The organism is Paenibacillus sp. FSL K6-1330 (genome assembly GCF_037976825.1).
Taxonomy (GTDB): Bacteria; Bacillota; Bacilli; order Paenibacillales; family Paenibacillaceae; genus Paenibacillus_AQ.
This window is the reverse complement of record NZ_CP150269.1, coordinates 654,591-668,758: the sequence shown is the minus strand read 5'-3', so window position 1 is coordinate 668,758 and position 14,168 is coordinate 654,591. Positions and strand designations below refer to the sequence as shown.

12 protein-coding genes are annotated in these 14,168 nt (G+C 49.4%); 3 read left to right on the top strand and 9 right to left on the bottom strand.

Going from position 1 to position 14,168, the window contains the following annotated elements; translation table 11 throughout:
* Positions 1-3: 3 nt before the first annotated feature.
* The 3 genes from NYE54_RS02910 to NYE54_RS02900 all read left to right on the top strand — a co-directional run bounded on the left by NYE54_RS02910 (position 4) and on the right by NYE54_RS02900 (position 1,918).
* Positions 4-654 carry an amino acid ABC transporter permease gene (locus tag NYE54_RS02910; RefSeq protein WP_076322351.1) on the top strand — a complete coding sequence of 217 codons (651 nt, stop codon included), beginning with the start codon at positions 4-6 and terminating at the stop codon, positions 652-654.
* A 260-nt stretch (positions 655-914) separates the two neighbouring features.
* The gene (locus NYE54_RS02905; RefSeq protein ID WP_339269897.1) at positions 915-1,283 is read left to right on the top strand and encodes a hypothetical protein; all 369 of its coding nucleotides are present in this window, start codon (positions 915-917) and stop codon (positions 1,281-1,283) included.
* A 200-nt stretch (positions 1,284-1,483) separates the two neighbouring features.
* On the top strand, positions 1,484-1,918 hold the full coding sequence (locus tag NYE54_RS02900) for a DUF6376 family protein (protein WP_339269896.1): 435 nt from the start codon (positions 1,484-1,486) through the stop codon (positions 1,916-1,918).
* A gap of 123 nt (positions 1,919-2,041) precedes the next feature.
* On the opposite strand, the gene NYE54_RS02895 is transcribed toward NYE54_RS02900, so the two are convergent.
* The 9 genes from NYE54_RS02895 to NYE54_RS02855 all read right to left on the bottom strand — a co-directional run bounded on the left by NYE54_RS02895 (position 2,042) and on the right by NYE54_RS02855 (position 14,139).
* Positions 2,042-3,151: a hypothetical protein gene (locus tag NYE54_RS02895; RefSeq protein ID WP_339269895.1), complete on the bottom strand. Its 1,110-nt coding sequence runs from the start codon at positions 3,149-3,151 to the stop codon at positions 2,042-2,044.
* A gap of 174 nt (positions 3,152-3,325) precedes the next feature.
* Positions 3,326-3,952: a nitroreductase family protein gene (locus tag NYE54_RS02890; protein ID WP_339269893.1), complete on the bottom strand. Its 627-nt coding sequence runs from the start codon at positions 3,950-3,952 to the stop codon at positions 3,326-3,328.
* A 22-nt stretch (positions 3,953-3,974) separates the two neighbouring features.
* Entirely contained in the window at positions 3,975-4,379 is a 405-nt protein-coding gene (locus tag NYE54_RS02885; protein WP_076322356.1) for a DoxX family protein, read from the bottom strand.
* Positions 4,380-4,698: 319 nt separating this feature from the next.
* Positions 4,699-7,104 carry a LamG-like jellyroll fold domain-containing protein gene (locus NYE54_RS02880; RefSeq protein WP_339269891.1) on the bottom strand — a complete coding sequence of 802 codons (2,406 nt, stop codon included), beginning with the start codon at positions 7,102-7,104 and terminating at the stop codon, positions 4,699-4,701.
* 287 nt (positions 7,105-7,391) lie between these two features.
* Positions 7,392-8,615: a glycosyl hydrolase family 8 gene (locus tag NYE54_RS02875; RefSeq protein ID WP_339269889.1), complete on the bottom strand. Its 1,224-nt coding sequence runs from the start codon at positions 8,613-8,615 to the stop codon at positions 7,392-7,394.
* Between the two features lie 348 nt (positions 8,616-8,963).
* A complete protein-coding gene (locus NYE54_RS02870) occupies positions 8,964-9,971 on the bottom strand; it encodes a zinc-binding alcohol dehydrogenase (protein WP_339269887.1) in 1,008 nt (335 codons plus the stop codon).
* Between the two features lie 21 nt (positions 9,972-9,992).
* Positions 9,993-12,233, bottom strand: a complete 2,241-nt coding sequence (locus NYE54_RS02865; RefSeq protein ID WP_339269886.1) for an AraC family transcriptional regulator — start codon at positions 12,231-12,233, stop codon at positions 9,993-9,995.
* A 65-nt stretch (positions 12,234-12,298) separates the two neighbouring features.
* Entirely contained in the window at positions 12,299-13,180 is an 882-nt protein-coding gene (locus NYE54_RS02860) for a carbohydrate ABC transporter permease (protein WP_339269884.1), read from the bottom strand.
* On the bottom strand, positions 13,174-14,139 hold the full coding sequence (locus NYE54_RS02855) for an ABC transporter permease subunit (protein ID WP_339269882.1): 966 nt from the start codon (positions 14,137-14,139) through the stop codon (positions 13,174-13,176). Before NYE54_RS02855 ends, NYE54_RS02860 begins: the two co-directional genes overlap by 7 nt.
* Positions 14,140-14,168 lie beyond the last annotated feature (29 nt).

Genomic DNA, 14,168 nt, shown 5'->3' with positions numbered 1-14,168 from the left:
GAGATGGATTTTATCGGTGCGTACTCCTGGCCGAATCTGCGATATCTCCTTCAAGGCTTTTGGATCACGGTGCAGGTTGCCGGCTTATCCATTGTGTTCAGCTTCATCATTGGAACCGTGCTCGGGACCGTGAGATATACGAAAACGCCCTTCCTGTCGAGGACAACGGCCTTTTTGGTGGATATAATCCGCAATCTGCCGCTGCTGCTGATCATTTTCTTCATCGGCATGGTTCTGCCGCAGACCGGGATTCGAATTCCCACTTTCTGGGCGGCCGTCGTCGGCCTGAGCATTTTTGAAGGAGCCATGATCGCCGAAATTGTCCGCAGCGGCCTCGTATCGGTGGATAAAGGCCAGATCGAAGCGGCCCGGGCGTCGGGTCTCTCTTATATGCAGACACTGCGGCACGTGATTCTCCCGCTAGCGCTGCGCCGGATGTCCCCTCCCATGGTGAGCCAGTTCATCTCGCTCATTAAAGACACCTCGCTCGCCGTGATCATTTCGCTGCCTGAGCTGATGCGCAACGTACAAATTCTTAGCGGTTCCAGCTATGACTATGTTATTCCCGCCCTTGTTTTTGCGTCGTTGCTGTACTTCACGCTGAATTATCTTCTGTCCATCATCGCCAAACGGCTGGAAGCAAAGCAGATCTAACTGCTATTCCCGCTCACATGCTGGACCACTAATCCTGATCGTGAAAAAAGCAATCGACCCGCGATACGCGCGCCCAGTTTCAATTCTACTCCGCAGCCATTTTGGCTTGCGGGGTATTTGCGCTTCTGGCAGAAACTAAGAATTCAATACTTAATCCTCCTCGGAGCCTTTTTGCGTCGAATTTATTTCCAAGTAACGCTGCAACAATGGTGAAACCCTCCTCGTCTAAATACATAATCATCCCGAAAGGAGGCGTCGATATGAAAAAAGGGTCTCTCGCCATGATCGCTCTTTCCCTTACTGTCGGATTATGGCTAGGCGCAGATCACTCCACGGCATCCGCATTGTCATGCGCGGAGCCTCGAAAGCTTACCGAAGAATTAAAAACCTCGGATGCGGTATTCAGGGGCACGTTGGCCTCGTCCAACCCTAAAGCCGATATATCCAAAAGCAGCTATGTATTTCAGGTTGCCGAATGGTGGAAAGGAGATTCTGATTCCCATACCGTCACTCTTTATTCCAATGGCTGGGAATCCTTTGAAACAGGCAAGGAATATATCGTGTTCGCCGACAAAAGCTCAAACCCCATCTATGCGGAAATACCGGTTCCTCCTCTTCCGTTGACGTGACTTCGCTGGGGAAAGGCATCCAGCCCGAGCAGCCTGCTCCTTCAGTCGAAAGCCCCTGGTCCGGCGGCATCCTGGCGGGTTTGATTGAGCTTATTCGCTGGCTGCTGGGGAAATATTAATCCGCGAAAAAAATACAACCATTCTCCTGGCCATACGTATACAACGTATAAGAACTGCGTTTAGACGACAGGAGGATGAGAATGATCAAAAGATTATTGTTGATTTCACTTGTACTGGGAGTTCTCTCCGGCTGCTCCTTGGTGGACAGCGTGAACAATTCTTTGGATTATACAAAAGAAGCTACCACGTTTATTAATGAAACATCCCAATTTGCCGAGTCTATTCCGGAGCTTGCCCAACAAGCCGCTACGAATACAGATGCCAAGGAAACGCTGACCAAGGAACTCGAAGCGATGAAAACCCGGATCTCGGAGTTTAACGGCATTGAAGCCCCTGCTTTTGCGCAGAACATCCATGAACATCTGGTCGGTTTAAATGACACGCTGCTGACTGACATCAACGGCTACATGGATCAAATTCAAAACGGAGTGACCGACTTCCAGAATTCCAACATCGTTCAAACCATTACTAAAATAAACGAAACGATGGATATGCTCCAGAATCTTCAGCCGTAATTCAACCAAGCCCATTGACGGTAATATAGCAGCCCTGCTCTTGAATTGTGACCCGATTTGGTCATCGTTCACTTCATGAGCGGCGCTGCTATATTTGTCTTCGTTATGTATGTATTCCATTCCTCACTTGAAAAAAGATTCCAGATTGGCGGTAAGCGTCTGCTTTACCACATATTGAATTCCGTCTTCGCTAGGCGCCATAATCCAGTATGTCCCTTGGTAGCCTGCTTCATGCTTCGGGTCCCAAGCCACAATGAATTGCCATGTGTCGCCAAAGCTTTTATTATATTCTTCTCTATAACTCCCGGCCATATTCTCCGGCGGAACCGATTCGATTGAAATATGCTGCACGCTTTCAAAAGACTTCATCCATTCCGTAAATTCCACCATGTCCCGGGCGTACTGACCCGAAAAGTATCCCTCGCCCCCACCGGACATCGCATAAAAGGCTTCTGCATCCTCCGCCTGCGCTGCCTGGTACAGTAAGGAAACGGTCTGCACCGGGTTCCATACAGGCTGCTTCGCTTTTGCCGCAAGAAATTCCCTATCTTCAGCCGTATGCTGGATCTCTATCGCGATAAGTTCTTCCATTGTCGCCTCTCTTCCAAGCTCGTAGGCTCCGGGATAGACCGTGGATTGCTCTACCACTTTAAGTCCATCCGTAAACGCCGTCACAAACCACAGGTTATGATCGCCCTGACTAAGCTCTTCCAGCACAATTTCGGCTTGGCTGCCGTACGTAAGAGCTAACATCTGACGGCTCTCCCGATCCAGCCCTTCTCTATCAAAAAGCTTGAACCGTTCCGGTCTCACTTCACGCTTGCCAGCCTCTTCGAATAACACCTTCAGCTTGGCGGGGGACATACGAACGCTCGGAATGTCAGCATAACGGAAATATAATGTAGAATCGTTAGCCTGAAGCGCCTCATACATATTGAGAACTGCTTCAATCGGGTCATAATTGGACTCCCCCTCTGGCGACTCCGCTTCTTGCTTAACCTGGTGATTGCTTTGATCTTCCGACTGGAATTCCGTACGCGAGCTTACCGTTGCCGCTGCCGGCATTTCCGATGGATTCCCAGCTTCTCCTGCGCTCGGCTCGGCGGCAGTCGATCTATTTTGCGGTATGGATCCCGGTACCTCCTTCGTGCATGCCACCAGTAACATAATTGTCATGACAGCCAGCACTATGATCTGTCCGGATCGCTGATACGCCCGCTTCCTCGTCTTCATTTCGTTCACCCCCATATATAATGAATACAATCGTATTTAGGATTGGCGCTGCACCGATCTCTTTATATTCATCATCGTCAAAACGGAGAGGATTGTTTATCAAAGCGGATGAAAAAAAGCTCCCGTCAGATCTAAAGACCTGCAGCGGGAGCTCCCTCTCATATCATGCATCATTTAAAATTGATTATAGCTTACAAATTCCAGTACAGGCTTGCGGTAACCCCGGGGACGTGGCTTTCTTGCATCTTCCTTGCCGATCGCGATCAGCATGGCAGGCACATAAGCATCCGGGATATCCAGTTCCTTCTGCAGAGCCACGGGATCAAAACCGATCATCGGACAGGTATCCCACCCCTTGTCCTTGGCCACCATCATCAGCAGCATCGCGGATAGACTGGCATTGCGAATCGCTTCATCCCTCATAAAGGATTCTCCACCCGCTTCATAAAAGTTCGTGACGGATTCAACCGTCATGTCATATTCGAGCTTGTCGATCACGCCCAAATTCAGAAAGCCCTCGTTCATTTTCCCGATTTCCCGGTAGGCCTGCTTATTCCCCAGCACAACGACAACGGCCGATGCAGTGAGTATCTTATGCTGCTTGTTGGCGGCTTCATAAACTTTGTGCTTGATATCGGGATCCTTAACTACAACATAGTGTGTATGCTGCAAATTAAAAGCCGAAGGTGCATATTTAACTTCATTAAATATATCATTCAAATCCTTATCCGGGATTTCAATCCCTTCCATAAACAGATTAGCCGATCTCCGGCTCTTAATTAATGTTGTCAGATCACTCATATCTGCACGCCCCCATTATCGATTAGTTAAAGATTACCGCATCCAGTGAATATGCACCTGCACCCGTGAGTGCCAGTGCAACTGCGACTGCGATCAACAGCAGATTATACTCATATCCATTCGCTGTAGACCAATACCCGTTCCGGCCATGCACCTTCACAATTGCACCCAGCATCGTTAGTGTGATCAGCGCTGCACCGAGCACCGTGAGAAATCCGGCAGCAAACAACAGCCCGCCAACCAGTTCCATCAGACCTGACAACACCGCAATTGCGACACCAGGCTTAATGCCAACCGATTCCATCCAGCCGCCTGTCCCTTTCGGCCCGTAACCGCCAAACCATCCAAACAGCTTCTGTGCACCGTGCGCCATGAACGACAACCCAACCACCAAACGAAGTAACAACAATCCAATATCTATAGCCATTTTATACGCCTCCATATTCATTTTTATTATTTATAGAAATTCATCGATACCATTCTTACGATATCTTAACTTAAAGATATATACATATAGAATGATTAACCTGCTTCATCTTCGCTAACGTTTGAACACTTTAAACTTACCCCTTTCAACCAACTAACTTTTATATAGTCACTTAACTTAATATTAAGATATCTGATATACATCCTTCTGTCAACCGTTATTTTAAACGCCAATACAAAAAAGCGTGCAGACGGTAGTCTGCACGCAAAACTCAAAACCCATAACCCATAACTCATAACTCATGATTGCACTGTGTAAGTCATTCCGCCAGCTTCTTGATTTCGTTGTCGGTTAGCGCCTCGTTATAAATCCGAACCTCATCCAAGCTCCCGTTAAAATAAGGATCGGCCGCAAAACGGCTTTTACCTAAATAAGCTTCCGTTGCCAGTAGTTCATTCGGATTCAGTTTCATATGATCACCAGATGCAACGACTTGACCGTTCACGTACAGCTTACCGGTATTCCCTTGCAGCGTGACCGCAACATGCGTCCATTCATGGCTCGGCAGCGGTGCCTTTGACAAGAGACTCTGGTCTCCTTCACTGCCATGCAGCGTGAATTGAAGAACGCCCGAATGCTGGGATGGTGTCAGAAACATATGCCTGGCAAGTCCATTCCCTACGTCCAGCACTCGCTGCCAGGGTGCTCCACCCTTCCAATATACCCAAGCCGCAAAGGTAAAGTCCTCTGTATCCGTAACCCGACTCGGCAGCTCAATGTAGCCGTCTGTCCCGCCAAAGTCCATTCCGCCTCCCTGCCGACTCTTCTCATTCCACTTGGCCCCTCCAAGGACCTTGCCGTGAAATCCATTATCCGAGCTGTCTAATACCGAGCCACCCTCATTCTCACTGAATGGATAATTCAGCAGCAACGGCCCTGCCGACTGCTGCAGCACGGTCACGTCAAAGGCTTTGGAAGTCTTCACTTTACCCTTCGTTATCTGAGCGGTCAGCGTCACCTTCGCGTCCCCGGCCCCGGCAGCAGGACGATGGACCTTACCTTCGGCTGATACAACCTCGGGATGAGAGGAACTCCAGCGAATGACCGCACTGCCTGAAGCCTCTGACGGCAAATCAAGATCGTAGAACACACCGCTCACATCCCCGAGGAACAGATCCTTCTGCACGGCATCCACAAGTTCCCTGTCGCTCCGATCAAACTGACGAACACCCCACACGGCGGTTCCATCGGCCGCAAGGGCCGTAAAGGTCATCGCCTGCCGCTTCGCTTCCGCATCCCACTGCGGAGTTAATACGCCTTTATAACTCTTTCCATCCAGGGTAAGCTGCACATCCCGCTTTCCGCTGATCTTCCATGTGCCTTCTGCTTCGCCCGTAACTTTGCCGTTCTTATGAAGCTCCATTGGCACCGATTCTTTGATGACGGACGAAATATCCTTTCCGTGTTGAATCAGCTTGTAGTCTCCTGCCGCATCATTCGGCGTGATTTTCTTGGATTCCTTGGCTTCTTCACCCGCATAGCGGTATGGAGCGGATACCGGCCAGCCGTCCTGGTTCATATACAATTCATGCACCCGGATTTCATGCTCTTCCCCCCGCTGCGGGAAGCGGCTGTGAAAAACAAGGAATGTTCTTCCATTCCGTTCATCGTAATAGACGGAGTTATGGCCCGGCGATACGGCCCCCGTGCCAATTCCCGTTCCCGGATCGCCGATCAAGCGCTTAAACAAATAGTTCCCCATCAGCTTCACGCCATACGGCTCAATCGACCGGTCATCAAAGAGCGGAAGGGAAGGATCCGCCTTCACCTCTCTCATATCGTTACCCTCCGCATCGTAGAAAGGACCGTCCGGACTTTTGGAGCGGACGACCCGCATATTGTAGCCGCCAACCGCATCCAATCCGCCATATGACAGATACAGATAATAATAATCCGTCACCGGATTGTAGAGCATGTACGGCCCTTCAATCCGGCTGTGGTTGCCGCCGAGCAGCTTCTTGCCGTATCCCTGCCCAGGCAGCGGTTTTCCGGTCTTCGGATCCAGCTCCATGATAAAAATCCCGCCGGAATAGGAGCCGTATACCATCCACAGCTTGCCGTTCTTATCAAAGAACACATCCGGATCCACCACATTCGGGTGCTTCGTTGCATCATAGATGGTTCCATCCTCACTGATCTCGTCCCACATGCCGGATTTCAGAATAATGCCCGTATCCTTATAAGGCCCCTCAATCTGATCTGCAACCGCAATCCCCATGGCAGATCGCGGAGAATCCCCTTTACAGGCGTTATAGTACATATAGAATTTGCCGTCTGCCAGCTGAATCACATCGGCTGCCCACAAGGTATCACTCTGTGCCCATTCCAGCGTTTCCTTCAATTCCTCCGTCACGTTCGGAATCAGCGGGTTGCCATTCGAGACCCCCGACGCCACCATGCCCCAGCTCATCAGGTCCTTCGATTTGGCGGCGGCCAGGTGGGAACCGAACACATAGTATGTATCCCCTGTTTTAATGACGGACGGATCATGAACGGATGCCTCTCGGAATATAGGCGCCTTCTCCCCCTTCTTTAGCGGCGCTGCCTCCGCGTTTACCTCCGGACCGCTCGTCGAAGGTTCTTGACCTGCAGAGCCTAAACCTCCAACCAGTAAAACTGCCGCTATCCCTGCCACAGCCATCTTACGCACCATGCTCTTGTGCATACGATTCTCCCTTCGTTCCCGATTTCATTCTTGTAAACCCTTTCACAAAAAGAAAAACCAAGATGTCAATGCCCTTAGTTAAGCCTTCAGCCCGAATTTAATTCATATTAATATAAAATGTTTTATATTTAACAAAATATTAACATTGCTCTATGTGAAATATCAATGCAAATTCTTATTATTTTTTACTATAAATCAATTATTGGTAGGAAAGAACTAAAAAAAACCTGATCCGTAACGGATCAGGGATTTATTTTATGATTCCTTAAACTTAAAGGACCTGATGTTTAATATGACCACCAGTTCCCCGACATCACGATCATCGAGAACAGCTTGATGCTTTCCTCATAATATCCCTCTGCGGATGCGTTCGCCGTGTAACTCCATACCGAATTCAGCCAGCTCTGGTGGCTGGACGAAGTCATCGCACTTACGCCAAAAGGAGCATAGAACGCCCCACTGTTATAAGTTACCAGCGCGGTGCCGTTCAGGTTATACCCTGCCTTGATGTTGGCAGGATTGCTGCTTGTGGCTGATTTAATGAACGTGTTCATCTTGTTCAATTGATTCAGCGCACGCGTATCGCCGGTCATCAGATAGTCAGTCGTAATCCGCCAAGGAGTCCGGGATGAATTGTAATAGTATTTTCCATCATTCGCCCCTTCCAGGAATCCCCCTTCCGCAGGCTGATAATTGCTGTCCGACTTGACTACGAAATCCGGAAGCAAGCCAGTATTGGAGCTGTAGCCGTTATAGATGGAGTTGATGATGGTATAGGTTTTGTTAATGACATTATCCCAACGGGCATCGCCAGTAGCCGCACGGAATGCCTTCATATGGTTCAGCATGAAATCCGATGGGCGCGTGGCGGTGTCGAAGATGCCGCTTGTTGCCCAATCGCCTAAGCGCAGCGTCCACTGGGACTGATTAACGTCACTGCTCATGATAGCATTGATAATATCCTTAGCTGCCTGGAGGTAATTAATCGATCCGCTGCTTCCCCACTGCTTGTCCGCAAGCAGGAGTGCGTAAGCAATGTCCATATCGCCGTCCGTTGCCGAATTGGCTCCCCCTATATTCTGAAAGCTGCTGTTTTGCTTCCAAGCCATCAGATATGGATTGTTATTACTCGGATGCGCCTTATAATATCGATAAAGTCCGTCGAAATACGACTGGGCATTACTGTCGTATCCCGCCATCAGAACGGTGAAGAGCATCCCGTAGCCATGAGCCTCGGACACTGTCTCACCCGCCGAATTGTATTTTACGTAATATTGCCCTGTCGCTGCAGGCTTCAGGAAAGACCCTTTCCAGCTGTTCCATTTGTTCTTGACCGCACTGTCCATCGCTGACTGCGTCACATTGTTTGGTTTAATCGAACCGCTCGTATACGACGTATGCTGGGGAAACGGCTTGTTGGCCGCCAGAGACAATCCGGCTGGCAAGATCAGTAGAACAGCACAGAACAACACAGCCGACTTACGGATGATCGAATTTCGGAATACTTTCATCACGCTTCGCTCCTTTGTTTTTCGAATTGGAAAGCCATTACCGCTACAGTTTGGTAAAACGGTTTCGAATAAACCACCACCCTTCCAAAATCGATGGAAACGAGGAATGCTGCTTATATGTATAAATCCTAAGAAGATTAGATATGTAAATATCTCGATATAAAATGATAAATTATCCATATCTACTACTAGTATAATATAATTGTATATTATTGTAAATTAATAGTTTGGCAGATCGGATCCCGTCGCACGCAAAAAGCCGTCTTTCTGCAGTGGCATCACTGCTCGGAAAGACAGCTATAACGATTCCTCTTCTCGTTCCTCTACCGCGAATCCCATTCCCGGAATTCACGCATTGTCCGCGTAGTTAAATATCGTCCCCAGCGTCGTTGACCCGGGACCGTACCGCTCATAAGCCTTGCCCGCTTCATCCACGGGGACCACATGCGAGATCAGCGGTTTGACCGATATTCTCCCTTCGGCCAACAAACGAATATATTCCGCGATGTTACGACCTTCCGTCCAGCGTACAAAGCCGATCGGGTAATCCGTATTGCGGAGTTCATAACTTGCGTCATACCGGCCCGGACCGCCTGCTCGCGATATGAGCACCTGCGCCTCCTTGCCAAACATCCGGTCCCGGGCGTACGTCATAGACAAATCACCAACAATGACGATTTTCCCCTTATCCCGAATCCATGTCATCGAAGAGTTAATGAGTTCTTCCCCGGAGCCACTTGCACACAGAATGACACTGTCGGCTCCATGCCCGCCGGTCATTCGCTGAATCTGCTCCTCAAGCTGCTCCTGGTTATCGTAGGCATAAGCAATATGCCGCTTCATTCCCTGTACCCGCTCCGGGTTCAGATCAAATCCCGCAACCGGGCAAGCTGCCGCGTGCGCGACCTGGGCAATCATCTGCCCCAGTATGCCAAGTCCGACCACCACAGCCGATTCGCCAAAACGAAGATCCGCTACCCGCAGGGCATGGATCGCAATCGCTCCGAGTCCCGCAAATGCCGCTTCTTGCGGGTCCACTCCATCCGGAACAATCGCCGTTAGATTGGAAGGCACCGTAAGCCACTGGGCATGACGGACGTAAGGAGCCCCATAGCAGGCCACCCGTTGACCGACGGCAAGTCCCTTCACGCCTTCTCCCAAGTCTTCGACGATCCCCACGGCGCTGTAACCCATAATGACTTTTTGATCCGATGCTCTTCGTATAAAGATCATCTCCGTGCCCGGGCTGACCGCCGAGTATTCGGTACGAATCTGCACATGACCTGCCGGTAATTCAGCCGGCTTCTCGATTTGATCAACAATCACCTTTCCATGAATCGTGGCAACAGCCTTCAATATGAACCCTCCTGCTCCACCTTATTTTCCTGATGCTTTCCGATATTCGCTCGGCGAGACGCCGCTATACTTCTTAAACGTTGTCGTAAATGTGGAAGAGTTCGAATACCCCGTCTTCTCTCCGATTTCGGCAATGCTGAGATCCGTGTTCCGGAGATATTCACGTGCGTGCGATAGTCGGACCTTGTTCAAATACTCCACATAATTCACGCCGAATGTCTTCTTGAAATAATTCGAGAAATATTTCGAGCTGGTATCCAGCACTTCGGCCATATGGTCCAAATACAAATTCTCCATATAATGCAGTTCGATATATTGCGAGATGAAAGCGGGATTCAGCTTGCTCCGCGGATCATGGTTCCGCGTATTGGCCACCACGCGCATCACTTCCATTAGCGCCTTCTGGATCTCTTCATAGGTAAAGGCTTGATCGACCTTGCGGATGAAATCACTCTCCAGCAAAAACAGCTCATTGCGATCAACGGACGGCGAATCCGCCTGCTTCATGACAAGAAAGAACATGCTCTTCGCAATGTGCACCATCTGATGATGATGAATATGAAGGTCCGCATTCTGCTGAAAAATGTCACTCACAATCTGCAGTCCTTCATCCACCTTGCCGCTCAGCATGCAGTTGCTCAGCTTCTCAATCTTCTGAAGCGGATAATAAATATCCGGGACATAGCGGATTTGCTCTGTATCAACCATATCCGTGTTCGCATTCACACTCCGGTATAATCGGCCATCCTTAATGTTCCGGTATGCCTCGCAGCAATTGCTGATCTTGGACTCATACGTCTGGCTAACGCAGCCCCACACCATAAACGTATCTATAAACTCCTGGTTGCACAGGCCGATATACTCTTCGAATTTTCGTACCAGCTGCTTGCGGTCCGACGGCTGATCCAAACCGATAAGCGCGAGGAATCTCAGCTCTTCGATATGATAAACCACCACATGTTCATAGCGTTCCTGCAGGCCGTTTCGGATCTGGGCCGTCAACTCTTCAAGGACAAAATCCGCCTTGGCTGCCCCCTTGCCGGCAGGCTGCAAATATACGGCCGCCATCATGAAATGCCGACACTGGAAAAAATGTGTGTAATGCTTCTGCATCTGCATTTCCTGCTCGCGTGAATGGTGATGGCCGTCCAGCGTTTGCAGAAACACGCCGCGGCGAATATCTTCATCCACCAGGTCCATCTGCTTCTTCAAGGATTCATTCTCCCGCTGGACCTTGATAATGCCGCTCTGGATTTTTACAAAATCATTCCCTTTCAGCGAACTGCCTCCGAGCAGCTGCACGATGTTCTTCACCGGCCGGTACAGATAAATGCTGAGCAGCACCGACAGAATGACGTTTAACGCAATCGCGCCGTACATGATCCACGTATTGGCATTAGTGACGGAATCGATATTTTGAAACTTGTACGGCAGCTTGTTGATATAAATAAAACCGTTATAATCCGATTTGTAAAAATTGTACTCAAAATCATCGTGTGTGAGGGAGGCTTCCTGCGACGGGTTAAAGTATACGTCGTTAAGAATGCCTACCAAATCCAGATCCTTCTCAGTGCTCAAGATGACGTTCCGGTTCGCATCCAGCACGATGAGCGAGGCACCGGGAATCATCGAGTTCAAATCGATCCCTTTAAGCAGCCGGTTCACGTTGATCATGACCATGAGGTTTTTGTTCGACATCCTGACCTTGTTGCCGTCCACGGCAATCATCAAATTCCGGCCATACCCGCTGCTCTGATCCGCATAAACCTCTGCTGGAAAGATCGTAAGCTCGTGCTCCGATCGGGTAAACGTCTTCCAGAACATCGAGTTGAACTTCTGGGATTTGTACCGTCTGTCAAACAGAGCGTCCAGATTGCTGGTCCCGCGTGTCGTAATGGCCAAATCATGATTGTCGAAAGAGACGACCACATCTTCCACGATGTCCACATTGGACACTATGCTGGTGACGCTATCCTGAAGGGAAATGACCTTCTCCATGTCCAGCATGCCGTTATCCAATTGCATCCGGTCTGAAGGAAGCGCATGAATGTTAAAAATTAAATTGTTGACGGAGGAGAAACTGGTATCAAACGACTGAATAATGTTTCTGATCACCATCCGGTTGTTCTCGCTCACCTTGTCGTAAATTCCCGTAATGGAATTCTTGTACACGATGTAATTGAATATGAACATGATGCCGACGACCAGTTGCAGAGCGAAGAAAATCTGGAGCAATCCTCTGTTGGCGATCAATCGATTCATACGGATTCACCTCTCTTGGATGTCATCCCTTCATATTCAACATGAAAGCCCCCGGCACCTTCCGGTTATCCCTTTTCGGAACCGAGCATGACTCCTTTGGCAAAATACTTCTGAGCAAACGGATAAATCAGCAGCACCGGAATCATGGACAACACGATCGTTGCATTCTTCATAGCTTGAGGCGCCAGCGCCGACGCGTCCACCAGACTCGGGTTGCTTCCGTTCTCACTGAAAATCAGCATATCCCTAAGGACAACCTGGAGTGGATACATATTCGCATCGTTCAGATAAATCAGCGGGATAAAGAAGCTGTTCCAATGACCCATGAAGTAAAACAATCCGATCGAGGCCAGCGCCGGTTTGGACAGCGGAAGCACGATCTGGAACAGGATGCGATACTCGGAAGCACCGTCGACAACGGCTGCCTCGCGCAGGGACTCCGACATATTCTCATAGAAGCTTTTGAGGATTAACAGTTCAAAGGTCCAGATCGCATTCGGAAGCACGAGTGCCCATACGCTATCCAGCAGGCCAAGCTCCGATACGATCAGGTAGTTCGGAATGATCCCCGGATTCAGGAACATGGTCATGATGATCGCCAACAGGAAAAACTTGCGCCCGAAGAAATTTTTGCGCGCGAGCGGATATGCCGCTACTGCCGTAAGCAGCAGGTTAATGACCGTACCAAGCGCGGTATAAAAAATCGTGTTCAGGTAGGCGCGCGGCACCCGGTCATCGTTCAGCACCTGGGCATAGGCGTCCAGATTAAATCCCTTGGGAAACAAGGTGATATTCCCTTGCACCACTTCGGATGTCGCACTGAGGGAAACGGCGGTGATATATACGACGGGGTACACGGTAATAATGGCAAGGCACGTCAGAATCAGCGTATTGATGATGCCGAATAACGAGATGTTCCGAAGGCCAAATCGTTTGTTGTTTACCATAGCCCGCTACCTCCCAGTCTCTTGCTGAAGTAGTTCGAGGACAGCAGCAATATCATAGCGACAACGGCTTCAAACAAGCCCACGGCTGCACCATAGCTGTAGTTGCTCTCCAGTAGCCCTTTTCGGTAGACATAAGTCGAGAATACGTCCGCTACCTCATAGGTCATCGGATTGTAAAGCAGCAGTACCTTCTCGTATCCGATCCGGAGCATCGATCCCGTCTTCAAGACAAACATGATTATAATCGTAGGCAGAATGGCGGGAATCGTAATTCTGAAGATCATATGGCGCCTCTTGGCACCATCCACCTTGGCCGCTTCGTAAAGCGACGGGCTGATCCCTGCGATCGCAGCCATATAGATGATAGCCTCATAACCGACGGTTGCCCAGATGTCCGATGAAACATAGATGGTTCGGAACCAGCTCGGTTCTATGAGAAAGTACGTCTTCTCAAAGCCTAGCGCGGCGATAAGCTGGTTAATGATTCCTTGATTGGGCGACAGGAAGTCGATAATCATGCTGCTGATAATGACAACCGACAGGAACGAAGGAAGATAGCTGAGCGTTTGAACCGACTTTTTAAACCATTTGACTCTGACCTCGTTTAAGAGAATCGCCAGAATGATGGGAAATGGAAACCCGAAAATGAGATTATATACGCCGAGAAGCAGCGTATTCTTGAACAACAGCCAGAAATCCGGACTGTTGAAGAATTTCTCGAAATGCTTGAGCCCTACCCAGTCACTCTCCATGATACCAGTGAATACGCTGTAGTCCTTGAAGGCAATGATTAAGCCGTACAGGGGCCCGTAACGAAAAATGATGTAAAATAACAGGCACGGGATAAACAAAATCAACAGTTGTCTGTCCCGTTTCATATGCTGAAAGGCCGAAGCCATTCTTCTTCCAAGCCCGCCGCGGGGATTGGCCAGTTTTGTCTCTGTCCCTGCACTTGACATGGTGTTCCCTCCTTAAGATGATGAGCAGC